Source organism: Nonomuraea pusilla (genome assembly GCF_900109355.1).
Lineage (GTDB): Bacteria > Actinomycetota > Actinomycetes > Streptosporangiales > Streptosporangiaceae > Nonomuraea > Nonomuraea pusilla.
On the sequence record NZ_FOBF01000017.1, the window covers coordinates 112,668 to 135,868 of the forward strand.

The window sequence follows — 23,201 nt, forward strand, 5'->3', positions numbered from 1 at the left end:
TCCCCCAGCGTAGATCGCTACCAGAAGGGACCGCCGTGCGGACGACGATCCTGATCACCTCCCCCGACGAGTTCCGCGCCCCCGGGCTCGAACTCTTCCAGTTCTCCCCGATCATCCCCGGCGGGCCGGAATGGCTCACCAAACCGGTGCTGATCGCCCTGCTCGGCGCGGCCGTCGTCATCGCCGTCTGCTGGGCCGCGTACGCCAGGCCGAAGCTCGTCCCCCGCGGCTGGCAGAACGCCGGCGAGTACGCCTACGTGTTCGTACGCGAGCAGATCGCCAGGCCCAGCCTCGGCGCCGACGCCGACCGGTGGATGGGCTTCCTCCTCACGATCTTCCTGACCGCGCTGGTCTGGAACCTGATGGGCGTCATCCCGTTCATCCAGTTCCCGCTGGCCGCGCACGTCGCCTTCCCGATCGTGCTAGGCGGCGGCGTGTACGTCGTCAAGGTCTACCTCGGCGTCAGGCATCACGGCCTGCTCGGCTACCTCAGGGGCGTCGTGCACCTGCCGGGCCTGCCCGGCTGGGCGTACGCGATCTACGCCCCGCTCGTGCTCGCCGAGACGTTCGTGCTGTCGCTGTTCACCCACGTCGTGCGGCTGTTCGCGAACATGTTCGCCGGGCACCTCATCGTGGCCTTCTTCAGCGCCGTCGGCTTCTGGTTCGTCTTCGAGAAGCTGACGCCGCTGGGGGCGGGCATCGGCGTCGTCGGCGTCGCGATGACGATCGTCATGACGGCGTTCGAGATGTTCATCCAGTTCCTGCAGGCGTTCCTGTTCGCCATGCTGGCGGCGATGTTCGTCGCCAGCGGGCTCCGCGGCACCCACTGACAGCGGCGCGGGCTAGCCCGCGCGGGACACCACCCTGGCGGCCAGCCTGCGGTGCTCGGCCGAGCGCAGCACGCGGGCCGCCTCCTCCGCGGACGCCACAGGACGCCGATCGAGCAGGCCCTTGGCCTGCTTGAGCGTGAGCAGCCTGGTCACCGACTCGTCGAGCCGCTGCTGGGAGATGCGCCCCGACCTCACCGCGCCCAGCACCGACTGGTACGCCTTGCCGAAGTCGTTCGGCATGAGCAGCAGGTCGGCCCCGGCCAGCACGGCCCGCACGGCCACCTCGCCGTCGCTGTACTTCTTGCGCACGCCCTCCATGTTGAGCGCGTCGGTCGAGATCACGCCCTTGAAGCCGAGCTTCTGGCGCAGCAGCCCGGTCAGGATGGGCTTGGACAGCGTCGCCGGGTCGCCCGACGGGTCGAGCTTGGGGAAGACGATGTGGGCGCTCATCACGGCGTCGACCCCGGCGCCGATCGCGGCCCTGAACGGCGGCGCGTCGAGCCGCTCCCACTGCGCCTTCGTGTGCTTGATCACCGGCAGCCCGCTGTGGCTGTCGATGCGGGTGTCGCCGTGGCCGGGGAAGTGCTTGGCCGTGGCCGCCACCTTGGCGTCGGCGAACCCCTTCACCGCCGCCCCCACCATCTTCGACACCAGGGCGGGGTCGTCGCCGTACGCGCGCTTGCCGATGACCGGGTTGCGCGGGTCGATGTTCACGTCGGCGACCGGGGCGAAGTCGAGGTTCACCCCGAGCGCCCGCAGCTCCTCGCCGGTGGCCCGCGCCACGGCCCGCGCCAGCGCCGGGTCATTCGTCGCGCCGATCTGCGAAGCGCCGGGGAACGCCGTCATGACGGCCGACATCCGCGACACCAGGCCGTTCTCCTGGTCGGTGCCGACGAGCAGCGGCACGTCGCCGGCCGCCCGCTGCAGGCCGTTCGTGAGCCCGACCACCTGGGCCGCGCTCTTGATGTTCTGCGGGAACAGGATCACGCCGCCCAGGTGGTACTTCGCCACGACCTTGGCCGGGGTCTGTGCGCCGTACCTGGCCTGGTTCTCGCCGGACACGGTGTCGGCCGACGTGCCGTACAGGACGGGCATGAACAGCTGCCCGACCTTCTCCTCCAGGCTCATCCCGGCCAGCGCCGCGCGGACCGGGTCCTTGGGGCTCTGCCGCGAGCTCTGCGCGGGCGTCGGGGCGGCCTGCGAGGCCGGGCCGCTCGCCGCCGCGCCCGCCCCCGTGGGCGTGCCCGTGGTCGCGCCCGTGGCGGCCGGGGGCGCGCCCCCGGTCTGCGACGCGCCCGCGGTGGCGCCGCCACCGCAGGCGGTCAGGGCGATCGCGAGGCAGCCTGCCGTACCGATCCGTCGAAGCATGCCTACCACCGTATCCATGCCCGGACCCCCCGGAGCCGCGCCGACGGCGAAATCCACCTCCCTCAGGGGCCCGTCACAGCCCCAGCCGGGCCAGTCCTGGCAGGTCGGCGCGCGCGGCGGCGCGCGCCTGCTCCGCCGTCGCCTGCGTGAGCGCGGCCTGCGCCGCCTGCTCGCACTGCTCCAGCGTGTGCGCGGCCAGCGCGGCCCGAACGGCGGGCAGCGCCGCGCTGCCCATCGACAGCGACGTCGCCCCGAGCCCGACGAGCACGCAGGCCAGCGCCGGATCGGCCGCCGCCTCCCCGCACACGCCGCACGGCTTGCCCGCGACCGCCGCGGCCGCCGTCGTCATGGAGACCAGGTCGAGCAGCGCGGGCTGCCACGGGTCGAGCAGGCCCGACACCGCGCCGAGTTCGCGGTCGGCCGCGAACGCGTACTGGGCCAGGTCGTTGGTGCCGATGGACACGAAGTCGACAGCGGCGACCACGGTCTCGGCGCGCAGCGCAGCCGACGGGATCTCGACCATCACCCCCGCCTGCGGCAGGCCGGCGGTCCTGCAGGCCGCCGCGAACCAGGCGGCCTCCTCGGCGGTGGCCACCATGGGCGCCATGACCTGCAGGTCGGTCGTCACGACCGCGCCGAGCGCGGCGAGCTGCTCCTCCATCACGCCGGGGAAGTCGCGGTACGCGCGCAGCCCGCGCCGTCCCAGCGCCGGGTTCGGCTCGCGGCCGGGCGCCGGCAGGAACGCCAGCGGCTTGTCCGCGCCCGCGTCCAGCGTCCGCACGACGACCGGGCGCCCAGGGAACGCGTCCAGCACCGCCCGGTAGGCGGGCTCCTGCTCCTCCCTGGACGGCGGGTGCTCCCTGCCCAGGTAGAGGAACTCCGTCCGGTACAGCCCGACGCCCTCGGCGCCCATGGCGAGCGCGCGCTCCACCTCGTCGGGGCCTCCGATGTTGGCGAGCAGCGGCACCGGGTGGCCGTCACGGGTCCTGCCGGGGCCGTGCGGCGTCCCGTACGCGACGCCCGCCGTGACCGGCGCGGCGCCCTCGGACTCCATCCGCACCTCGCCCGACGTGCCGTCCACGACGACACGCAGGCCGGGCGTGAGGCCGGTCGCCCCGCGGCAGGCCACCACGGCGGGCACGCCCAGCGCCCTGGCCAGGATCGCGGTGTGGCTGGTCGGGCCGCCCTCCTCGGTGACGAACGCCGCGACGTGCCGCTTGGACAGCACGGCCGTGTCGGCGGGCGCGAGGTCGGTGGCGACCACCACGTACGGCTCGTCGGGGACGCGCGGCACGCCGGGCATCTGCTGGCCCGTGAGGATGGCGATCACGCGGTCGCGGATGTCGTTGAGGTCGGCGGCCCGCTCGCCGAGGTAGCCGCCCGCGCCGCTCAGCACGTCCCGATATTTCGTGAAAGCTTCGAAGGCGGCCCTGGGGGCGGCCAGGCCCCTGTCGATCAGGGTCTTGACCCGGACGACCAGCCCGGGGTCCTCGGCCATCAGCGCCTGGGCCTTGAGAATCGACTCGGCCTCGCCGCCCGCCTGGTGGCCGCGGGCCTCCAGCTCGCCCGCGACCTGCGTGAGCGCGGCCAGTGCGCGCTCCTTCTCCCGTTCCGCATCACCGGTGTAGGTGGCGCCCGCGGGGGGTTCGGGCACGGAGACGGACATCACGTAGACGGGGCCCTGCCCGATGCCAGGGCTGACCCCCACCCCCCGCAACCTCATGGCGTTCCGGCGATGGTCGCCAGCTCGTCGAGGATCTCTTCCGAGCCCTCGCCATCGGCACTGATCACGATCGTCTCACCCTGCCGGACGTCGAGCGCCAGGATCGCGAGAATGCTCTTCCCGTTGACCGGCGAGCCACCGTGCACCTTGCCCACGGAGATGTCCATCGGGGCCTGCATCGCCCGTTTCACGAACGTCGCCGCCGGGCGGGCGTGCAGCCCCACCTCCGCGGCCACGGTGACCTTCCGCTCACCCATGAGCTCCTCCTTCCACGCCGGTCCAGACCGGCGGTCCTACCCGAAACAAGGCCTGCTTATTGTGCCGTCCCCCGCAGGGAGACTATTCCCAGCGAAACAGCTCGTCCCCGGCCCGTACGGCGCCCTCGGCGACGGCCGTCACCACGCCCGGCGCCGCGTCGAGCGCCACCACCGCGCACAGCGGCGAGCGCCCGCCCGCCTCGACGAGGGCGGAGTCCCACGCCACCACCGGCCGGCCCGCCGCGACCCTCTCGCCCTCCGCCGCGAGCAGCCGGAAGCCCCTGCCCTTGAGCTGCACCGTGTCGACGCCGAGGTGCACGAGGACGCCTTTGCCGTCCTCGCCCACGATCACGTACGCGTGCGGGTGCAGCTTCACGATCGTCCCCGCGATGGGGGCCACGGCCACGCCGGGCCCCCGCAGGGGGTCGATCGCCGTCCCCGGGCCCACCATGCCGGCGGAGAACACCGGGTCGGGCACGGCGGACAGCCCCACGGCGTCCCCCTCGACCGGGGCGAGGACAGTCGTCATGGCTCCGGCCCTAGCCGATGACATCCTCGATGTCGCTGGCGATGGTGTCGGCCTCCGGGCCGACGACGACCTGCACCACGTTGCCCGCGGCCATCACGCCGTGCGCGCCCGCCGCGCGCAGCGCCGCCTGGTCCACCTTGGACGCGTCGCGCACCTCGGTGCGCAGCCTCGTGATGCAAGGCTCGATCTCGATGATGTTGCAGGGCCCGCCGAGTGCCGCGATCAGCCCGTTCACGTCCGCCGCCATCTGGTCCTCCCTCGTCCGCGCCGCGCGATCAGGCTAGACGACACCGTGCGATCAGTCCGTCTGCGTGACCTTGTTCAGGCCACGCGGGGAGTCGGGGTCGATGCCGAGCCTGCGGGCCAGCGCCTCGGTGAGGAGCTGGCCGGGCACGATCAGGCCCATCGGGGCGACCCACTCGGGCAGGTCGGGGCCGTTCAGCGCGGCCGTGCCGGCCTGGGCGAGCGCGGTGCCGCCGCCGATCGTGTACGCCGCCGCCCCCGCGGCCACGACGCGCTCGGCCAGCGCGACCGTACCGGACAGGGTGGGGCTGTTCTCCGCGGCGACGAGCAGCGCCGGCGTGTCGGCGTCGACGACGGCGATCGGCCCGTGCAGCAGGTCGGCGTACGACAGGCCCATGGCGTGCAGGTAGCACGCCTCCTTGAGCTTGAGCGCGGTCTCCAGGGCCGTGGAGAAGGCCAGGCCGCGTCCGGAGACGACGACGCCGGGCTTGTCGAGCAGGCCCTCGACCACCGCGTCGAGGTCGCCGGGCTCGGCGATCAGCTTCTCCACCGCGTCGGGGACCCGCCGCAGGTCGTCCTGGTCCACGTCGGCGCCGAGGCCGAGCGCGAGCACGGCCAGCGCCGCGAGCTGCGTCGTGTACGTCTTGGTGGCGGGCACGGCCTTCTCCTCGCCCGCCAGCGTGCACAGCGCGACGTCGGCCGCCTGGGCGAGGGGGCTGTCGGGGCCGCCGTTGGTGATGCCGACGGTCCTGGCGCCGCAGTCCTTGGCCCAGGCCAGGGTCTCCACGATCTCCTCGGTGCGTCCCGACTGGGAGATGGCGACCGCGAGCACGCCGTCGAGGTCGAGCCTGCGCCTGTAGGTCGTCGCGATGGACGGGGCCGCCAGCGCGGAGAGCCGTCCGGCGTGCGACTCGACGAGGTAGCGGCCGTAGACTGCTGCGTTGTCGGAGGTGCCACGCGCGATGAACAGCAGCTGACGGCTCTGCTCCCCCACCGCCTTCACCTCGCCGATCCTGGGGAGAAGGGAGTCCAGCGTGGCCCGCAGCGCGGCCGGCTGCTCGGCGATCTCGCTGCGCATCTTGGTGGTCATCTCGGGCTCATCCCTCAAATCAGTACGCTTCAGACTTGACCGTAATTCGCGACGTGTGGTCTAGTCCGGACTAGACCAGTACGAACCATAGCCCATTGCCCAGGTCAGATCGAGGGGAGGATCCGTGGCGCACATCGATCCCGACAGCCCGGTGCCCAAGTACTTCCAGCTCCGCGAGATCCTGCTGGACCTCATCGACAGCAACGAGCTCAGCATCGGCGCGGCCATCCCGTCCGAGCGCGAGCTGTGCCAGCGGTTCGGCCTGTCCCGCATGACCGTGCGGCAGGCCGTCGACCACCTCGTATCCGAAGGCCGCCTGCACCGCGTCCCCGGCAAGGGCACGTTCGTCGCCCGCCCCAAGATCGAGCTGGCGCTCCAGCTCACCTCCTTCACCGACGACATGCGCGCCAGGGGCATGGTGCCCGGCTCGCGCGACCTCGACAGGCGCATCGTGCGCGCCAGCGCCCACCTCGCCAAGGAGCTGGGCATCCAGCCGGGCGAGGAGGTCCACTTCATCGAGCGCCTGCGCACCGCCGACGGCGAGCCCCTGTCCATCGAACGGGCGCACATCCCGGTCAAGCTCGCCCCCGACCTCGCCGACTTCGAGCTCACCGACCGGTCGCTGTACGAGCTCCTGGAGACCCGCTACGGCCTCGTCATGGACGCCGGCGAGCTGACCATCGACGGCGGCATCGCCGACCCCAGCGACGCCGACCTGCTCAAGCTGCCGCGCGGCGGCGCCGTGCTGCTCCTCCAGCGCAGGTCCTTCTCCGGCGGCGCCTGCGCCGAGCTCGGCGTGTCCACCTACCGCGCCGACCGCTACCAGCTGCGCACCATCCTGGAAATGCCCGTCAGAAGGGGCTGACTCCCGCACCCCCCGGAGGAGTGCCCGGTGAACGACACCACCGCCGCCGCCCGGCCCTCGCCGTTCGCGCGCCTGATGACCGTCCTCCAGCGGCTCGGCCGCTCGCTCATGCTGCCCATCGCCGCGCTGCCCGCCGCCGCGCTGCTGGTGCGCTTCGGCCAGCCCGACATGCTGGGCTCCAACGGGGCCGAACCGGGCGGCCTGGCCGACGTCGCGGGCCTCCACTGGATGAACCAGGTCGCCGAGGTGCTCGCCGCGGCCGGGAGCGCCCTGCTGGAGAACCTGCCGCTGCTGTTCGCCGTCGGCGTCGCCATCGGCTTCGCCCGCAAGTCCGACGGCTCCACGGCGCTCGCCGCCGTCGTCGGCTACCTGGTCTTCGACCGGGTCACCAAGGTCATGTTCTTCGGCTCCTCCATCAGGGACACCGTCGTCATCAGGCAGGTCGACGGCCAGGGCGTCAAGGAGATCATCGACTACGGCATGCAGAACCCCACCAAGGTGCTCGGCGGCATCATGATGGGGCTCGTCACCGCCCTGCTGTGGCAGCGCTTCCACCGGATCAAGCTGCCGTCCTGGCTGGCGTTCTTCGGCGGGCGCAGGTTCGTGCCCATCATCACCTCCATCGCCGCGCTCGTCATCGGCGTGGTCATCGGCTGGCTGTGGCCCATACTCGGCGAGTGGATCAGGCACGCCGGCGAGGCCCTGGCCACCAGCGGCCCCATCGGCACAGGCCTCTACGGCCTGATCAACCGCCTGCTGATCCCGTTCGGCCTGCACCACTTCGTCAACTCGATCGTCTGGTACGTCGTCCCGCAGTGCGACGTCGGCGGACGCGTGCTCGGCGGCGACTGGAACTGCTACTTCGGCGGCGCCGCGCACTCCGGCCAGTTCATGGCCGGATTCTTCCCGATCATGATGTTCGCCCTGCCCGCCGCCGCGCTCGCCATGTGGCGCGCCGCGCCGCCCCACCGGCGCGCCGCCGTCGGCGGCATCATGCTCTCCGCCGGGCTGGCCTCGTTCGTCACCGGCATCACCGAGCCGATCGAGTTCGCGTTCATCTTCGTGGCGCCCGTGCTGCTGGTGGCGCACGCCCTGCTGACCGGGCTCGCGATGGCGCTGACCACGCTCATCGGCGGCCAGCTCGGCTTCGGCTTCTCCGCCGGCCTGCTCGACATGCTCCTGAACGCGAGCAAGGCCAACACCGAGAACCTGCCCGGCATCCTCCTGCTCGGCGTGGTGTACGGCGCCGTCTACTACGCGGTGTTCACGTTCCTGATCCGCAGGCTGAACATCATGACCCCCGGACGCGAACCCGAACCCGACGTCGATTCCGGCGAGACCTGACCACCCCTAACGCCGCACCGGTACGGACCGGAACCCCGGCGCGGCACTCCAGCTCGCCGGAACCTTCCTCACGCACCGGGACGATCAGGGGCAGCGAATCGGGGAAGTTGGCGGCCCATGTACATCGCGGGCGGGCCGAAAACTCCTTATAACGATTCCTTCTCCCTCCGAGAGTGCACGGAGAGCGACATGTCTACCCCCTTGGCCCTGGTGTGGGGGCCCGCCGGCTCCCGCCCCGACGAGCGCGCCCTGCGCCACCTCGGACAGGCCCTCGCGGAGGTGCTGGCCGGACGCCGCCCGCCCGAGACCGTGGCCGACCGCCTCACCGAACGCGCCTACCAGGAACTCGTCCGCGCCGGCCGCATGCTCGACGCCCGCCGCCCGCCCTTCGCCGGCCGCCCCCACGTCACCGAACCCCACGACGGCGCCATCGAGATGTGCCTGCTCGTCCACTGCGGCGACCGCGGCCACGTCCTCGCCCTCCGCCTCGAACGCCGCGGCGTCCAGTGGCTCTGCACCGACGTCGAGACCGCCTGACCCGCCCCCGGACGCGCGGAAGGCCGCCCGGCGCGACGACCCGCCCGCGGACGCGCGAAGGCCGGCGGTCGCCGGGCGTGGCGAGCCGCCCGCGGACGCGCGAAGGCCGGCGGTCGCCGGGCGCGACGACCCCCCACCGGACGCGCGAAGGCCCCCGCGCCCGGTGGGGGCGGGGGCCTTCGGCGGTGCGAGTCTCAGCTCGCGGCGTTCTTCGGGTCGCCGTGGCAGCGCTTGTACTTCTTGCCCGAGCCGCAGGGGCACGGGGCGTTCCGCTCGACGTTGCCGTACGCGGCCCGCTCCGCCTGCGTGGTGCGGACCCGCGTGTGCTCGACGTCGCCCTGCTCGCCCGGCGCGGTGTACTCCAGCTCCGCCGGCCGCTCGGGGCCGCGCAGGCCGCGCGCGATGATCGAGCGGGTCTCGGCGAGGACGGCGTCCTCCTCCTCGACGATCGGGTTCTCCTGCACCTCGACCTCGAGGTTGAACAGGAACCCGACGGAGTCCTCCTTGATGCCCTCCAGCATCGCCGAGAACATCTCGTAGCCCTCGCGCTGGTACTCGATCTGCGGGTCCTTCTGCGCGTAGGCCCGCATGCCGATGCCCTCGCGCAGGTAGTCCATCTCGTACAGGTGCTCGCGCCACTTGCGGTCGAGCACCGACAGGATGACCCGGCGCTCCAGGTCGCGCATGGTCTCGGCGCCGAACTCGGCCTCGCGCCTGTCGTAGGCGGCCAGCGCGTCGGCCCTGACCTTCTCCTTGATCAGCTCGGCGGTCAGCTCCTCGCGGCTGCCGGCCTCCTCGGCGAGGTCCTCGACGGTGACGCTGATCGGGAACAGCGCGGCGAACGCCTTCCACAGCTTGTCGAGGTCCCACTCCTCGGCGAAGCCCTCGGAGGTGGCGCCGTCGACGTAGCCGTCGACCACGTCGCCGACGAAGCCCCTGACCTGGTCGTGCAGGTCGGCGCCTTCCAGCACCCGGCGGCGCTCGGCGTAGATGACCTTGCGCTGGCGGTTCATCACCTCGTCGTACTTCAGAACTTCCTTGCGGATCTCGAAGTTCTGCTGCTCGACCTGGTGCTGCGCCGAGGCGATGGCCTTGGAGACGATGCCGGACTCGATCGGCTGGTCGTCGGGGATGTTGAGCCTGGTCATGATCATCTCGACCCTGGCCGAGTTGAACAGGCGCATGAGGTCGTCGCCGAGCGACAGGTAGAACCGCGACTCGCCCGGGTCGCCCTGACGGCCGGAACGGCCGCGCAGCTGGTTGTCGATGCGGCGCGACTCGTGGCGCTCGGTGCCGAGGACGTACAGGCCGCCGAGCTGGGTGACCTCGTCGTGCTCCGCCTTGACCGCGGCCCTGGCCTTCTCCAGCGCCTCGGGGTAGGCCTTCTCGTACTCCTCCGGCGTCTCGACCGGGTCGAGGCCGCGCTGGCGCAGCTCCTGGTCGGCGCGGAACTCGGAGTTTCCGCCGAGCATGATGTCGGTGCCTCGACCGGCCATGTTGGTGGCCACCGTGACGGCGCCCTTGCGGCCCGCCTCGGCGATGATCGCGGCCTCACGGGCGTGGTTCTTCGCGTTCAGCACCTCGTGCTGGACGCCGCGCCGCTTGAGCGCCTTCGACAGCCGCTCGGACTTCTCCACCGAGGTGGTGCCGACGAGCACCGGCTGGCCGCGCTCGTAGCGCTCCTTGATGTCCTCGACGACCGCGTCGAACTTGGCGTCCTCGGTCTTGTAGACGACGTCGGCCTGGTCCTTGCGGATCATCGGCCGGTTCGTCGGGATGGGCACCACGCCCAGCTTGTACGTCTGGTGGAACTCGTTCGCCTCGGTGGCCGCGGTGCCGGTCATGCCGGACAGCTTGCTGTAGAGGCGGAAGTAGTTCTGGAGGGTGATCGTGGCGAGAGTCTGGTTCTCGTCCTTGATCTTCACGCCCTCCTTGGCCTCGATGGCCTGGTGCATGCCCTCGTTGTAGCGGCGGCCGTGCAGGATGCGGCCGGTGAACTCGTCGACGATGAGCACCTCGCCGTCGGCGACGATGTAGTCCTTGTCCTTCTTGAACAGCTCCTTGGCCTTCAGGGCGTTGTTCAGGAAGCCGACCAGGTGGGTGTGCTCGGGCTTGTAGAGGTTGTCGATGCCGAGCCAGTCCTCGACCTTGGCGACGCCGGACTCGAGGATGGCGACGGTGCGCTTCTTCTCGTCGACGACGTAGTCGCCGGTGCTCTCCTCGCCCGGGTTCTTCGCCTCGACGCCCCTGCGCAGGCGGGGCACGATCTTGGCGAACTCCTGGTACCACTTGCCGGACTGCTCGCCGGGGCCGGAGATGATCAGCGGCGTGCGGGCCTCGTCGATGAGGATGGAGTCGACCTCGTCGACGATCGCGAAGTTGTGGCCGCGCTGGACGCACTCGTCGAGCGTCCAGGCCATGTTGTCGCGCAGGTAGTCGAAGCCGAACTCGTTGTTCGTGCCGTACGTGATGTCGGCCTCGTACTGCTTGCGGCGCTCGTCGGGCTGCTGGCCCGACAGGATGACGCCGACCTCGAGGCCGAGGAAGCGGTGGATGCGGCCCATGGTGTCGGCGTCGCGCTTGGCCAGGTAGTCGTTGACCGTGACGACGTGCACGCCCTTGCCGGAGACCGCGTTGAGGTACGCGGGCAGCGCACAGGTGAGGGTCTTGCCCTCACCGGTCTTCATCTCGGAGATGTTGCCCAGGTGCAGGTTCGCGCCGCCCATGATCTGGACGTCGTACGGACGCTGGCCGAGCACGCGCCGGGCGGCCTCGCGCACCGTGGCGAACGCCTCGGGAAGCAGGTCGTCCAGCGACTCGCCGTCGGCGTGACGCTGCTTGAACTCGTCCGTCAGCGCGCGCAACTCCGCGTCGGACAGGCTCGTGAAGTCGTCCTCGATGGAGTTGACCTGATCGGCGATCCGCTTGAGCTTGCGCAGAACCTTGCCTTCGCCGGCACGTAGGATCTTGTCGAGAATGGCTGCCACTTTATGTAAAGCTCCTCGCAGGTCTACCCCGGCGGCGCCGCCAGGAGGAGAGGCCGAGACAAACTTCCCCGTCTGCCATCGTAGGCGGTTCTGCAACCAGACACAGCCACCGTGGCGGCGAGGCCGCCGGGTGGGTCTGGGACAATGGTGGAAGGCAGAGGGTATGCCGGTTGAGCGCCGGCTCGCTCGAAAAGCGGGATATCCGGCAAAGGAAGGATTTAGTGATGGTTGAGGGGAAGAAGTCGGAGCAGACGGAGAATCTCGGCAGCCATGGCGGGCGGGCGTCCTCGTGGCTGTCCGTCACGATCATGCTCGCCGGATTCGTCGTGGCCGGCTTCGGGCTCACCGCCGCCAACTGGACCCTCGTCTGGATCGGCGCCGGAGTGTTCGTCGTGGGCGGCATCCTCGCTCTCGTCTTCGATATCTTCACCGACGTGGTGATCGACGCCCCCCGCGCCGGCATGCGCGCGGAAGATCACCGCTGACAGAGGCTTCGAACGGCGGGCACCGGCTTTTCTGTCGGTGCCCGCCGCTATCTTTCCCGGCATGCACCGCCGTACCATCACGCGACACGCCGCTCCGCGCCGGGAGTCCTCCACATGACCGACCTGACGGCCGATGAGGCGCGCCGGGTGATCCTGCGCGCGCAGGGCCTCCTCGGCGCCGGCCCCCGCCGCGGCGGCGTGCACGCCATGCTGCGCAGGCTCGGGGCCGTGCAGCTCGACACGATCTCCGTCCTCGCCCGCTCCCACGAGCTCGTCGCCTACGCCAGGCTCGGCGCCGTGGGGCGCGACCAGGTCGAGCGCGCCTACTGGCACGAGCCCGCCAAGAGCTTCGAGTACTGGTGCCACGCCGCCTGCATCCTGCCCGTCGAGCACTGGCCGCTCTACTCGTTCAGACGGCGGGCCTTCCGCGAGCGCCGCTACCGCTGGCACACCGTCCCCGACGGCGTCGACAAGCTGCTCCAGCAGGTACGCGACTCGGGCCCGGTGATGACGTCCGACGTCGGAGGCGCCAAGAACGGCGGCCCGTGGTGGGACTGGTCAGACTCCAAGATCGGGCTGGAGTGGCTGCTCGACATCGGCGAGCTGGTGTGCACCCGCAGATCGGGCTGGCGGCGGGTCTACGACCTCGCCGAGCGCGCCGTGCCCGCCGAGCTGCTGGCCGAGGAGCCGTCCGACGAGGAGTGCGTCACCCGGCTGGCCGCCGTCGCCGGGCGCTCGCTCGGCGTGGCCACCAGAGGCGACCTCATCGACTTCCTGCGGCTCAAGGGCCGCCACGCCGCCCTGCTCGACGAGGCGCTGCTCGGCGGCGCGGCGGGGCTCGTCCCCGTCACCGTCACCGGCTGGCCCGCAGGGAAGGGCCCGGCCACCGCCTGGGCGCACCCCGAGGCGCTGGAGTCCGAGCCGCGCGGCCGCCACCGCACCACGCTGGTCTCGCCCTTCGACTCCCTGATCTGGCACCGGGGGCGCACCCAGCGCGTGTTCGGCTTCGCGTACCAGCTGGAGCTGTACGTGCCCAAGCACAAGCGCGTCCACGGCTACTTCACCATGCCGGTGCTGGCCGGCGGCCGCCTCATCGGCCGCGCCGACCCGGCCCGCGAGGGCGGCACGCTCGTCATCCGACGCCTCAGCCTCGAACCCGGCCTGTCGCCCGCCAAGTGGGCGGGAGCCCTGCACGACGCCCTGTGGTCAGCGGCCCGGTGGGTGGGCTGCGACTCCGTCCGGGTCGAACACACCACCCCGGAAACCCTCGCCCCCCTCCTCTCCACCCCGACCCGCCCCACCTGACCCACGGCGGCCGCCCCCGTCCGCCCCGCCGACGTGAAGGGCTCCGTCACCACGACAGGTCCGAGCTCCGCTCCGGACGGCCCGGCCCACAAGGCGCCCCAGCGCCTCCGAGAGGCCGGGCAGCCCGTCCGGGCACCCTCGGGCGGCGGAAGGCCGCGTCAGCGGCTCCTGGACGAGCAGAAGGCGGACGGGCACCCCGAGACGTCGGAGCGGCCGAGAGGCCTGCGCAGAACCGTGCCACGCGGGATGACCGAGGCGCACCAAGCGCCGGCACGGAGACGGGCCGACGCCCCCCCGCTGGTGACGGACGTCGACGAAGCCCCGGCACGGAGACGCACCGGGCACCGCACGGGGATGCCCGAGGTGCACCAAGCGACGGGGATGCCCGAGGTGCACCAAGCGCCAGTGCGGAGACGGGCCGGGTGTCCCCACGGGAGTGCCCGAGGTGGACCAAAGGCCAGTGCGGAGATGAGCCGGCACCGCTCCGCGGCGGCGAGGGAGGTGGGCCGGGGCGGAGGCCTGGCCGGGGCCTTGAGAGGGCCGAAGGCGGGCCCAGCGCCGTTCCGGGTCCCGCGGAGGCGGCTCGGCTCCCAGTGCTCCAGGAAGCCCGATCCCGGTCTCGGGGAGGCGGGCTCGGCTCCCAGTGCTCCAGGAAGTCCGTTCCTGCCTTTCATAGGAGGCGGGCGCGGCCGCTTCGAGGCGGCGGGGAGCCAGGCTGGCGGCGTTCGGACGAAGGCCGCGTCAGGGGCGGCGTCAGCGGCGTTCGGACGGAGGCCGTGCCGGGGGCGGCGTCGGCGGCGTTCGGACGAAGGCTGTGCCGGGGGTGGCGTCAGCGGTGTCTTCGGGTGGGAGGTGAGGGGCCCGGCGCCGGGGCGCCGGGCGGGAGGGAAGGTCAGGTGATCTCCAGCATGCGCTCCCGTACGGCGTAGACCACCGCTTCCATGCGGGAGTGGAGCTGGAGTTTGTCCAGGATGTTCCGGACGTGGTTCTTCACGGTGTTCTCGGAGATGAACAGCTGCTTGGCGATCTCGCGGTTGTTCATCCCCTTGGCGACCAGCCGGAGCACTTCCATCTCACGGTCGGTCAGGCGGGGCACCGGCAGCTGGGGTGGCCGCTCGGCCTCCTTGCGGCTCATGGTGGCGAACTCGCTGATGAGTTTGGCCGCCATGGCCGGGTTGATTAACGACTGGCCTTCGTGGACGCCGCGCACCGCCGCCGGGACGTCGTTGATCTGGACGTCCTTCAGCAGGTAGCCGGTGGCGCCGGCCTTGATGGCCTCGAAGAGGTCCTCCTCCTCGTCGCTCACCGTCAGCATGATGATGCGGGTGCTGGGGACCGAGGCCCTGATGCTCTTGGTGGCCTCGATGCCGTCCTGCCGCGGCATGCGGACGTCCATGAGCGCGACGTCGGGCATGAGGCGGTCCGCCAGTTCGACCGCCTCCTGCCCGTCGCTCGCCTCACCGACCACCTCGATGTCGGGCTCCGCGGCCAGCGCCAGCGCGAGGCTCCGCCTGATCAGCTCGTGGTCGTCCACGATCAGCACGCGGATCGGCTCGCCCGCGGACGGACGGGCCTCGCCGGACTCGGTCACGGGGCCTCCTCGGTCCGCCGCGCGACTGCCTTTCCCTCGCTTCGCTCGCTCATCTGAACCTGACTGAGCTCGCTCACGTCTCCTCCTCGTCGGGGGGCCAGAGCCGTTGGACCGCCATGATGGCACGGGTGCCGCGGTTCGCGGGTGGTCGAGAAGATCTTTGTCGCGCGATCAGGGCTCTATGAGCCGCAACACGCCGTAGTTGTACCCGCGTCTGGCGTAGACCACGCTCGGGAGCCCGCTCTCCTTGTCACGGAACAGATAGAAGTCGTGTCCGACCAGTTCCATCTCGAGAAGGGCCTGGTCGATGGTCATGGGTTCCGCCCTGTGGAACTTCTCTCGCACGATGAGCGGACCCTCGCCGTCCATCTCGATCGGGACGATGTCGTCGTAGAGCCTGTCGCTCGGCAGTTCGTCCTCGTCCTGCTCGGCCTCGGCGCGCTCGGGGACGACCTTCGCCGGCTGCGGCGAGATGTCGGCGAGGTCGGGGAGCGTCGCGGTGAGCTCCGCCACCGAGGGCGGGCAGTGGTTGCCGTGGTGGACCTTGCGCCGGTCCGCCAGGCGCCTGAGGCGGCCCTCCAGCTTGTCGAGGGCGAGGTCGAGGGCTGCGAAGCGGTCGTCGGCCGACGCTTCCGCGCGGATGGCGGGCCCACGGGAGTGGATGGTCAGCTCGACGCGTTCGCGCTGGTCGGCGAGCCGCGGGTTGCGTTCCTTGGAGACCTCCACGTCGACTCGGATGAGTTTGTTGTCGAGACGTTCGATTCTGGCCAGCTTGGTCGTCACGTGGTCACGGAACCGATCACTCACACCTGTGTGCCGGCCCTTGACGATGATGTCCATGCAACAGCCCCCCTTCGTCTAACGACTGAGCAAGAGCGCCAGATGACGTTCCTCCCGGATGGGGTTGTCTGTCCGCCTTTCTGTCACCGCTACCCGCTTCCGGGACGTCGTCACCGGGACTCTGAACGGCACCCGCCCGGCCGACCTGGTCTTCGACCCCACATCCGCCTGCTGAGGGTTTCGCAGCTCTGTCGCCACTACTGCCCTTCTCTTCTGACGAGGGACATCTGGACCCTCGGGAAGGCAGGACTTACCCCTAAGCCGCACCGTGATCGGTCGACAAAGAGTCGCCTTACGTGGACCGTTTTGCCTGCGGCTGGCATCGGCTAGCAGAGCCGGGGACCCCGACCCTGCGCAACCACGGACCCGAACGGGTGCCATGTCAGAACGCTATCCGCATCCAGGGCGAATGTCAGCCGCACGGCCGCCGGAAGGATCACTTTCCGTGATTTTCCGGTGGGTGGGTGATCTTCGTTGGCCCCCGGTTTAACCGCTGCGCCCGGATTATGGTCGGCCCGTTACCGGCCCCTGAGCAGCGGCGCCGCGTGTCCCAGCGGACGGGCACGGGACGTTCCTGCGAGCATCGGAGGGGCGTGTCGTCGACAGAAGGTCACCGTAATGCTTTTCAAGATCTTCGGCGTGTCGCGGCCACGGTGACGGCGAGCGCGACGTCGGTTCCCGCCGCGCGCAGCGCCCTCGCCGCCTCGGCGAGGGTGGCGCCGGTGGTGACGATGTCGTCCACGACGAGCACAGGGCCCGCTGGACGGGTTCTCGCGGCCGGGGAGAGGCGGAGTGCCCCGTCGAGGTTCGCGGCCCGCTGGGCGCGGCTCAGGCCCGCCTGGTCGGCCACCCGGCGGGACTGCCCCAGCGCGGGCCAGACGCCGGCGGGCAGGCCGAGGGCCCGCAGGTCTCGTGCGGCCAGGGTCGCGAGCCTGCCGACCGGGTCGTGGCCGCGCGAGCGCAGGCTGCGCCGCGCGCTCGGGACGGGCACCAGGGTGAGCGCTCCGCCCGCGAGACCCGTGCGGGTGACGGCGGTGAGCACGGCGTAGGCGAGGAGCGTGCCGAGCGCTCCGGCCAGCGCGGTTGCTCCCCGCTCCTTGTACGCGACCACGGCCCGGCGCACGCCCCCTTCGTACGATGCCGCCGCCCAGCACTCGGGCAGCCCGGCAGGGCGGGGCCGGGGCGTGCGCGCGGCCGGGGTGGCGGCCATGGCTCCCAGGCAGCCCTCGCACAGGCCCGCCCCCGCGCCGCCGCACCCGGCACAGGACTGGGGCAGCAGAAGATCCAGCACTCCGCTCAGCACGCCGCCCAGGATGCCGGGCCGCACCGACAGTCCGTCCCAGGAGCCGTCAGGAGCAGCAGGCCGGGCGCGGCAGGCGGACGGGACGGCCCTCAGGAGGAACTGGGCGGCGGCTCGGGGGAACCGGGACCCCGGCGAGGCGTACGAGAGGGCCGAGGGGCGGGTTCAGCTGAGGGGGAAGAGGGGGCGGGTGGCCTCCAGTCTGGCGGTCCAGCTCTGGTGGTCCTGGTTGAGCTCCAGGATCTGGGTGCCCTTGTCGGTGTCGGCCGCGGCGAGGATGCGCTCGCCCAGCGCCGCCAGGTAGGTCAGCTTGTCCTTCAGCGGGAGCTGCACGGTCTCGCCGTCGCCGACGTTGATCTCCCTGAGGCTCTGGCCCGCCTTGCTCTTGACGAGGACGAGCACGTGCTCCCCGTCGCCCCACGCGATGTCGAGGATCTCGCCGCCCACCTCCACCGTGGTCAGGAGGTGGAAGTTGGCCAGCATGTAGCCCGCCGCTCCCCCGGTCAGCGCGCCGACCTGGACGGTGTTCCTGCCCGTCATCACCGCGACCCTGACGCCGTCCCTGGCGATCCTGAGCTGGGTGACGTCCAGGCCCTGGAGCTTGGGGGCGGCGACGCGCTCGGGGCCGCGCCCCGACTGCGGGTCGTAGCGCAGGACGACGCCGTTCTTGCGGTCGTACGTCCACAGGGAGCCGTCGCGGTGCCAGGTGGGCGGGGTGAGCTTGTCGGGGTCGCCCTGGATCACCTGCTGCCAGCGGCCCTCCTGGGTGAGCGTGGTGATGGAGATGCCGGTGGAGGTCATGGCGGCGACGAGCCCGCTGGTCTGCTTGGCCAGGGCGAAGTAGCGGAAGCCGGGGTTCGGCTGCCCGGCGGCGCCGGGCACGGTGACCCCGGAGCCGTCGTCGGTCAGGACGTGCAGCGCGCCTTCCCTGTCGGTGTAGAACGGCGTGTTGCCGCCGTTGTCGGTCCAGCCCTGGTCGAGGTCACGGTCGGCGGAGGCGAACGGCTCGCCGTTCACCTGCACCTCGATGGTGCGGCCGATGGCCATGCCGTTCTTGTTGAGGCTCAGCTTGAGCTGGGCCATCAGGGCGTCGGGCTTGGTCAGGTAGAGCGGGCCGGACAGGCTGATGACGACGCGGTCCTCCTCGCCGACGCGCACCGAGTCGACCTTGGTGCCGGGCGGGAAGCCGGTGGTGACGGCGCCGCGCAGCCCGGCGCTGGGCTCCTTGAGCAGGCGTTCGACGATGGTTCTGGCGAAGCTCTCGGTGGGCCTGACGCGCAGCCAGACCCGGTCGACGACGAGGCGGTCCTGGCTGACGCCGTTGAGGTAGTACAGGTTCGTGCCGCGGTAGGCGCGGGCGACGTCGGAGCTGGTGAGCAGCAGCCCGTCGGGCAGCTTGTCGACCCGGTAGCCCTTGTCGGTCTTGACCAGTGTGAAGTCCTTCTCGGGGGCGGGGCCGGGCGAGGGCACGTAGGCGTCGTCGTCGCCGATCGTGGCGATCTGGCGGGCCTTGATGCTGACCTTCCGCTCCTCGCCGGCGTCGGCCTCGCGGTCGTCGGCGTACGTCACCTGGAAGGCGTCGTCGATCACGGTGACCGTGCCGGTGGGCTTCCAGGCGGCCCTGGCCTCGGGCGTGAGGTACAGCGGCAGGGTGGCGGGGTCGTCGTCGTACGCCGCCATGGCGGCCTGCAGGCCCCTGACGACCTGCTCGGCGTCCCAGGTGGGCTGGGGCGGCGTGGCGATCATGCGCTGGAACGGCTTGCTCAGCGGGTCGCCGCCTCCGGCGTCGTTGACGATGGACGGGCCGCCCACGGGGATCACCGCGCAGCCCGACCCGGCGCAGGCGACGGCCGCGGCCACGGCGAGGCGGACGCCGAGCCGCCTAGCCCTCGTCATGCCCGGCTCCGTCCCCCGTGGCGGGCAGCAGCACGGGCGTCATGTGACCGCGCCAGGTGCGCCGCATCTCGATCTCGGGCGGCACCAGCGGCAGCGGCGAGCCCTTCAGGTCGGCGCCGGCGACGCGCGGCAGCGTGAGCCTGAACTGGGAGCCCTCGCCGGGCTGGCCCCACGCCTGGAGCCAGCCGCCGTGCAGGGTGGCGTCCTCGCGGGAGATGGCGAGGCCGAGGCCGGTGCCGCCGATGGTTCTGGCCCTGGACGGGTCGGCCCGCCAGAACCGGTCGAACACCATGGTCTCCTCGCCCGTCTTCAGCCCGATGCCGTGGTCGCGCACGGCGACGGCCACGGCGTCCCTGTCGGCGCCGACGGTGACCACGATGTCGCGGCCCTCGCCGTGCTCGATGGCGTTGAAGAGCAGGTTGCGCAGGATGCGCTCGACCCGGCGGTTGTCGATCTCGGCCATGCACGGCTCGTTCGGCAGCCTGAGCTCGAAGCGGGTGGCGTGCCGCTCGGCCAGCGCCTCGGAGTCGGCGATGGCGCGCAGCACCACGTCGCGGACGTCGACGGGGTCGAGGTCGAGGGTGGCGGCTCCGGCGTCGTAGCGGCTGATCTCCAACAGGTCGGCGAGCATCGACTCGAAGCGTTCGAGCTGGGCCTGCATGAGCTCGGCCGACCTGGCGGCCATGGGGTCGAAGTCCTCGCGGGCGTCGTACAGCAGGTCGGCGGCCATGCGCACGGTGGTGAGCGGCGTGCGCAGCTCGTGGGAGACGTCGGAGACGAACTGGCGCTGGACCTGCGACAGCTCCTCCAGCTGGTGGATCTTGAGCGCGAGGTTGGCGGCCATCTCGTTGAACGAGTTCGCGAGCCTGGCGAGGTCGTCCTCGCCGCGCACCTTGAGCCGTTCGTCGAGCTTGCCGGCGGCCAGGCGCTCGGCGGCCTGGCGGGCGAGCCGCACGGGGGTGACGACCTGCCGCGTCACCAGGTACGCGATGGCGGCGAGCAGCAGGACGAGCCCGAGGCCCACCACGACGATGGCGAGCCTGACGTTGGACAGGAGCTGCTCTTCCTCGTCCAGCGGGAAGAGGTGGTAGATCTGGTACGTCTGGCCGGTGACGGGCTCGTGCACCAGGCCGCCCACCACGAACGTCAGCCTCGGCAGGCTCTGCCCGGGGAACCTGACCCGGTCGATGTAGGCGACGGTCTTGCCGTTGCGCTGCAGGTTCAGCCGCAGGGTGAGCGGGATGTTCTCGGGCACGACGTTGCCAGAGGCCCGCGACTGGCCGGGCACCGCGGGGTTGAGTATGAGCACGTCGTAGCGCTTCTTGGAGCCGTCCTCGCCGGAGCCGGTGACGGTGTCCATCACGTCGTCGAGCGGGTTGCCCGACGGCGCGCCGCCCGCGTCGGAGGGCTTGCTCTGGTCGTCGGACTTCGGCGTGAGCGCGTCCTCGATCTGCAGGCGGTCGGCGAACGCCTCGCTGACGGACGACTGCCTGCTGCTCTCCAGCACGGAGCGGTTGATCTGGTCGAACAGGAACGCGCCGAGCACCACGACCACGGTCACGGAGATCACCAGCGTGCTGGTGACGACCTGGAGCTGGAGCGAGCGCCGCCAGACGCTGCGCGCCCCGCCCGCCGCACGGCGCACCCGCCGGCGGACGCCGCCCAGGATCTGGCGGAGCGTGCGCCGGCGGGCGCGGGCGTTCTTGGTCGGGGGCATGGCGGGGAGCGCGGCTGGTTACGCGGGGCCGGCCTTGTAGCCGACGCCGCGCACCGTCACGACGATCTCGGGGTGCTCGGGGTCCTTCTCGATCTTCGCGCGCAGCCGCTGGACGTGCACGTTGACCAGGCGGGTGTCGGCGGCGTGGCGGTAGCCCCAGACCTGCTCCAGCAGGACCTCGCGGGTGAACACCTGGCGCGGCTTGCGGGCCAGCGCGACGAGCAGGTCGAACTCCAGCGGGGTGAGGTTGATGGTCTCCTCGCCGCGCTTGACCGAGTGGCCCGCCACGTCGATGGTGATGTCGCCGATCTGGAGGATCTCGGGGGTGGGCTCGTCGGTGCGGCGCAGCCGCGCGCGCACCCTGGCCACCAGTTCCTTCGGCTTGAACGGCTTGACGATGTAGTCGTCGGCCCCGGACTCGAGCCCGAGCACGACGTCGATCGTGTCGCTCTTGGCGGTGAGCATCACGATCGGGACCCCCGACTCAGCCCTGATCCTGCGCGCCACGTCGATGCCGTCGGCCCCCGGCAGCATCAGGTCGAGCAGGACAAGGTCCGGGCGCGTGTCCCGGAACGCGTCGAGGGCCTTGTCGCCGTCGGACACGAACGATGGCTCGAAGCCTTCTCCGCGCAACACGATGCCGAGCATCTCGGCGAGAGCGGCGTCGTCGTCGACGACCAGCACGCGACCTTTCATGGCCCCTCATTCGTTCTACGCATTGTGGGACATACCCGCACGATCGCTGAAGGTTACCCTTGCTTGGCCCGTGTGTGGGACACCGACCGGCAAAAGGCGGATTTCACGTTCGCCCCCGCGACCTCAATCTCAGTCTGCGGTAACCGACCGACATTCGGCCATCCCCAGATGAGATCCTCGACCCGATTCGCCGTGGAATACGGCGAAGATGACCCGGGGAATCGGCTCCGTGACACCATTGCACCCACCACCATGCCAGGATTGGGATATGTCAGACGGTCAGGGTCCCACGCCCGATACGCCATCAGGCTGGTCGGCCGAGCAGCCCCCGCCCTTCAGCGCCCCGCCGGCCTCCCCGTGGACCGCACCGGGCGGTGGCCAGATCGGCGGGCAGATCGGCGGGCAGATCGGCGGGCAGGGTCCCGGGCCGCAGCCAGGGCCCCAGGCAGGGACACAGCCAGGGCCACAGCAGCCGTACCCTCCGCAGCAGCCCTACCAGCACGGGTACCAGCAGCCTCATCAGCAGCCCTACCAGCAGCAGCCGGGCCCCGGCTGGGGGCAGCCGGCCGCGCTGCGCCCCGGCATCATCCCGCTGCGGCCGCTCGGCCTCGGCGACATCCTCGACGGCACCATCAAGCTCATCAGGTCCAACCCGAAGGCCGTGCTCGGGCTGTCCGCCGTCGCCGCCCTGCTGGTCAGTGTGCCCGTGGCCGTCGGGCAGGCGTTCCTGTTCGGCTCGCTCGACGACGTCCTGAGCGACCCCGTGGCCGCCGAGTCCCGGCTCTACAGCGCGAGCGGCCTGCTCTCCCAGTACGGCGGCACCGGCGTCTCGTCCCTCGTCACGTTCGTCGTGGTCACGCTGCTGACCGGGGTGATCACCCGCATCCTGGGCCGCGCCGTCTTCGGCGGGAAGATCACCGCGGGTGAGGCGTGGCGGCTCACCAAGGGCCGCATCCCCGCGCTGTTCGGCGTCGTCGCGCTGACGGGCCTGATCCTGCTCGCCCCGCTGGCCCTCTTCGCGGTGATCCTGGTCCTGATGGTCACCGCGGCCGTCGCCAGCGACGAGCCGTCCGGCCTGGTCGGCCCGTTCCTCGGCCTGACCGTCCTCTTCGTCCTCCTTTACATCGCGTACATCCTGTTCTTCAGGACGCGCTTCGCGTTCGCCGCGCCCGCCGTCGTCCTGGAGGGCAGGGGCCCCGTCGACGCGATGCGGCGCTCCTGGCGGCTCGTCACCGGCGACTTCTGGCGCGTCCTCGGCATCCTGCTGCTCACGTCGCTGCTCGTCGGGCTGGTGTCGGCCGTGCTGGCGCTGCCGTTCACGTTCGCGGGCACGCTCTTCGGCATGCTGGGCGCGGGCTCCGCCGCCAACGCCCTCGTCGCGGCCGTGCTGCTCGCGATCGGCGGCATGCTGAGCGCGATGCTCTCCTACCCGTTCGAGGCCGGGGTCTCCGGGCTGCTGTACGCCGACCGGCGCATGCGCAGCGAGGCGTTCGACCTGGTGCTGCAGACGGCCGCGATCGAGCAGCAGCGGCAGGGCTGGGTGCACGGCTCCGCCGACGAGCTCTGGCACCCGTCCAACTCCGCCGGGTCGTGACGGG

Annotated in this window: 19 protein-coding genes and 1 pseudogene; 7 read left to right on the forward strand and 13 right to left on the reverse strand. The window is 71.4% G+C overall.

Annotated features, from left to right (window positions below):
* The first annotated feature begins 35 nt into the window (after positions 1-35).
* Positions 36-830, forward strand: coding sequence for a F0F1 ATP synthase subunit A (locus BMX74_RS30120; protein ID WP_055506683.1), 795 nt, complete (start codon positions 36-38; stop codon positions 828-830).
* Between the two features lie 12 nt (positions 831-842).
* Here the strand turns inward: BMX74_RS30120 and nagZ are convergent, their stop codons facing one another.
* The 6 genes and pseudogenes from nagZ to BMX74_RS30150 all read right to left on the reverse strand — a co-directional run bounded on the left by nagZ (position 843) and on the right by BMX74_RS30150 (position 6,040).
* Positions 843-2,198: a beta-N-acetylhexosaminidase gene (gene nagZ, locus BMX74_RS30125; protein ID WP_091104038.1), complete on the reverse strand. Its 1,356-nt coding sequence runs from the start codon at positions 2,196-2,198 to the stop codon at positions 843-845.
* Positions 2,199-2,271: 73 nt separating this feature from the next.
* Positions 2,272-3,921 (reverse strand): phosphoenolpyruvate--protein phosphotransferase, encoded by a 1,650-nt coding sequence (ptsP, locus tag BMX74_RS30130; protein WP_091104039.1) that lies wholly within the window; start codon positions 3,919-3,921, stop codon positions 2,272-2,274.
* Positions 3,918-4,178, reverse strand: a complete 261-nt coding sequence (locus BMX74_RS30135) for an HPr family phosphocarrier protein (protein WP_055506680.1) — start codon at positions 4,176-4,178, stop codon at positions 3,918-3,920. The genes ptsP and BMX74_RS30135 overlap by 4 nt, the downstream gene beginning before the upstream one ends.
* A gap of 82 nt (positions 4,179-4,260) precedes the next feature.
* On the reverse strand, positions 4,261-4,707 hold the full coding sequence (locus BMX74_RS30140) for a PTS sugar transporter subunit IIA (protein ID WP_091104041.1): 447 nt from the start codon (positions 4,705-4,707) through the stop codon (positions 4,261-4,263).
* A 10-nt stretch (positions 4,708-4,717) separates the two neighbouring features.
* Positions 4,718-4,957, reverse strand: a pseudogene (locus tag BMX74_RS30145) (PTS sugar transporter subunit IIB); the annotation flags it as partial.
* A 48-nt stretch (positions 4,958-5,005) separates the two neighbouring features.
* Positions 5,006-6,040, reverse strand: a complete 1,035-nt coding sequence (locus BMX74_RS30150; protein ID WP_055506677.1) for an SIS domain-containing protein — start codon at positions 6,038-6,040, stop codon at positions 5,006-5,008.
* Between the two features lie 124 nt (positions 6,041-6,164).
* Between BMX74_RS30150 and BMX74_RS30155 the strand changes: the two genes are divergently transcribed.
* From BMX74_RS30155 to BMX74_RS30165, 3 genes are all read left to right on the forward strand, one after another.
* Positions 6,165-6,905: a GntR family transcriptional regulator gene (locus BMX74_RS30155; RefSeq protein ID WP_055506676.1), complete on the forward strand. Its 741-nt coding sequence runs from the start codon at positions 6,165-6,167 to the stop codon at positions 6,903-6,905.
* A gap of 27 nt (positions 6,906-6,932) precedes the next feature.
* Positions 6,933-8,249: a PTS transporter subunit EIIC gene (locus tag BMX74_RS30160; protein ID WP_369691282.1), complete on the forward strand. Its 1,317-nt coding sequence runs from the start codon at positions 6,933-6,935 to the stop codon at positions 8,247-8,249.
* A 189-nt stretch (positions 8,250-8,438) separates the two neighbouring features.
* Positions 8,439-8,786, forward strand: coding sequence for an Rv3235 family protein (locus tag BMX74_RS30165; RefSeq protein WP_091104044.1), 348 nt, complete (start codon positions 8,439-8,441; stop codon positions 8,784-8,786).
* Between the two features lie 194 nt (positions 8,787-8,980).
* Here the strand turns inward: BMX74_RS30165 and secA are convergent, their stop codons facing one another.
* Positions 8,981-11,773: a preprotein translocase subunit SecA gene (secA, locus tag BMX74_RS30170; RefSeq protein WP_091104046.1), complete on the reverse strand. Its 2,793-nt coding sequence runs from the start codon at positions 11,771-11,773 to the stop codon at positions 8,981-8,983.
* A gap of 224 nt (positions 11,774-11,997) precedes the next feature.
* Between secA and BMX74_RS30175 the strand changes: the two genes are divergently transcribed.
* Together BMX74_RS30175 and BMX74_RS30180 are read left to right on the forward strand one after the other, a co-directional pair.
* On the forward strand, positions 11,998-12,258 hold the full coding sequence (locus BMX74_RS30175) for an HGxxPAAW family protein (RefSeq protein WP_055506673.1): 261 nt from the start codon (positions 11,998-12,000) through the stop codon (positions 12,256-12,258).
* Positions 12,259-12,372: 114 nt separating this feature from the next.
* On the forward strand, positions 12,373-13,563 hold the full coding sequence (locus BMX74_RS30180; protein WP_091104048.1) for a winged helix-turn-helix domain-containing protein: 1,191 nt from the start codon (positions 12,373-12,375) through the stop codon (positions 13,561-13,563).
* 892 nt (positions 13,564-14,455) lie between these two features.
* On the opposite strand, the gene BMX74_RS30185 is transcribed toward BMX74_RS30180, so the two are convergent.
* The 6 genes from BMX74_RS30185 to mtrA form a co-directional block, all read right to left on the reverse strand.
* Positions 14,456-15,154: a response regulator gene (locus tag BMX74_RS30185; protein ID WP_055506671.1), complete on the reverse strand. Its 699-nt coding sequence runs from the start codon at positions 15,152-15,154 to the stop codon at positions 14,456-14,458.
* Between the two features lie 171 nt (positions 15,155-15,325).
* Positions 15,326-15,994, reverse strand: coding sequence for a ribosome hibernation-promoting factor, HPF/YfiA family (gene hpf / locus BMX74_RS30190; RefSeq protein ID WP_055506670.1), 669 nt, complete (start codon positions 15,992-15,994; stop codon positions 15,326-15,328).
* Positions 15,995-16,619: 625 nt separating this feature from the next.
* Positions 16,620-17,321, reverse strand: coding sequence for a ComF family protein (locus BMX74_RS30195; RefSeq protein WP_256257343.1), 702 nt, complete (start codon positions 17,319-17,321; stop codon positions 16,620-16,622).
* Positions 17,322-17,459: 138 nt separating this feature from the next.
* Entirely contained in the window at positions 17,460-19,190 is a 1,731-nt protein-coding gene (locus tag BMX74_RS30200) for an LpqB family beta-propeller domain-containing protein (protein WP_082535408.1), read from the reverse strand.
* Entirely contained in the window at positions 19,177-20,907 is a 1,731-nt protein-coding gene (gene mtrB / locus BMX74_RS30205) for an MtrAB system histidine kinase MtrB (RefSeq protein ID WP_055506668.1), read from the reverse strand. The genes BMX74_RS30200 and mtrB overlap by 14 nt, the downstream gene beginning before the upstream one ends.
* Positions 20,908-20,925: 18 nt before the next feature.
* Positions 20,926-21,603, reverse strand: coding sequence for an MtrAB system response regulator MtrA (gene mtrA / locus BMX74_RS30210; protein ID WP_043620615.1), 678 nt, complete (start codon positions 21,601-21,603; stop codon positions 20,926-20,928).
* A 268-nt stretch (positions 21,604-21,871) separates the two neighbouring features.
* Between mtrA and BMX74_RS30215 the strand changes: the two genes are divergently transcribed.
* The gene (locus BMX74_RS30215) at positions 21,872-23,197 is read left to right on the forward strand and encodes a DUF7847 domain-containing protein (protein ID WP_091104049.1); all 1,326 of its coding nucleotides are present in this window, start codon (positions 21,872-21,874) and stop codon (positions 23,195-23,197) included.
* Positions 23,198-23,201 lie beyond the last annotated feature (4 nt).

What these genes read in the sequence shown, in the direction of transcription:
- mtrA (WP_043620615.1), bottom strand. Translation starts at nt 21,603, where the DNA reads ATGAAAGGTCGCGTGCTGGTCGTCGACGACGACGCCGCTCTCGCCGAG.
- BMX74_RS30150 (WP_055506677.1), bottom strand. Translation starts at nt 6,040, where the DNA reads ATGACCACCAAGATGCGCAGCGAGATCGCCGAGCAGCCGGCCGCGCTG.
- ptsP (WP_091104039.1), bottom strand. Translation starts at nt 3,921, where the DNA reads ATGAGGTTGCGGGGGGTGGGGGTCAGCCCTGGCATCGGGCAGGGCCCC.
- BMX74_RS30180 (WP_091104048.1), top strand. Translation starts at nt 12,373, where the DNA reads ATGACCGACCTGACGGCCGATGAGGCGCGCCGGGTGATCCTGCGCGCG.
- BMX74_RS30140 (WP_091104041.1), bottom strand. Translation starts at nt 4,707, where the DNA reads ATGACGACTGTCCTCGCCCCGGTCGAGGGGGACGCCGTGGGGCTGTCC.
- hpf (WP_055506670.1), bottom strand. Translation starts at nt 15,994, where the DNA reads ATGGACATCATCGTCAAGGGCCGGCACACAGGTGTGAGTGATCGGTTC.
- mtrB (WP_055506668.1), bottom strand. Translation starts at nt 20,907, where the DNA reads ATGCCCCCGACCAAGAACGCCCGCGCCCGCCGGCGCACGCTCCGCCAG.
- BMX74_RS30200 (WP_082535408.1), bottom strand. Translation starts at nt 19,190, where the DNA reads ATGACGAGGGCTAGGCGGCTCGGCGTCCGCCTCGCCGTGGCCGCGGCC.
- BMX74_RS30175 (WP_055506673.1), top strand. Translation starts at nt 11,998, where the DNA reads ATGGTTGAGGGGAAGAAGTCGGAGCAGACGGAGAATCTCGGCAGCCAT.
- nagZ (WP_091104038.1), bottom strand. Translation starts at nt 2,198, where the DNA reads ATGCTTCGACGGATCGGTACGGCAGGCTGCCTCGCGATCGCCCTGACC.
- BMX74_RS30215 (WP_091104049.1), top strand. Translation starts at nt 21,872, where the DNA reads ATGTCAGACGGTCAGGGTCCCACGCCCGATACGCCATCAGGCTGGTCG.
- BMX74_RS30135 (WP_055506680.1), bottom strand. Translation starts at nt 4,178, where the DNA reads ATGGGTGAGCGGAAGGTCACCGTGGCCGCGGAGGTGGGGCTGCACGCC.
- BMX74_RS30165 (WP_091104044.1), top strand. Translation starts at nt 8,439, where the DNA reads ATGTCTACCCCCTTGGCCCTGGTGTGGGGGCCCGCCGGCTCCCGCCCC.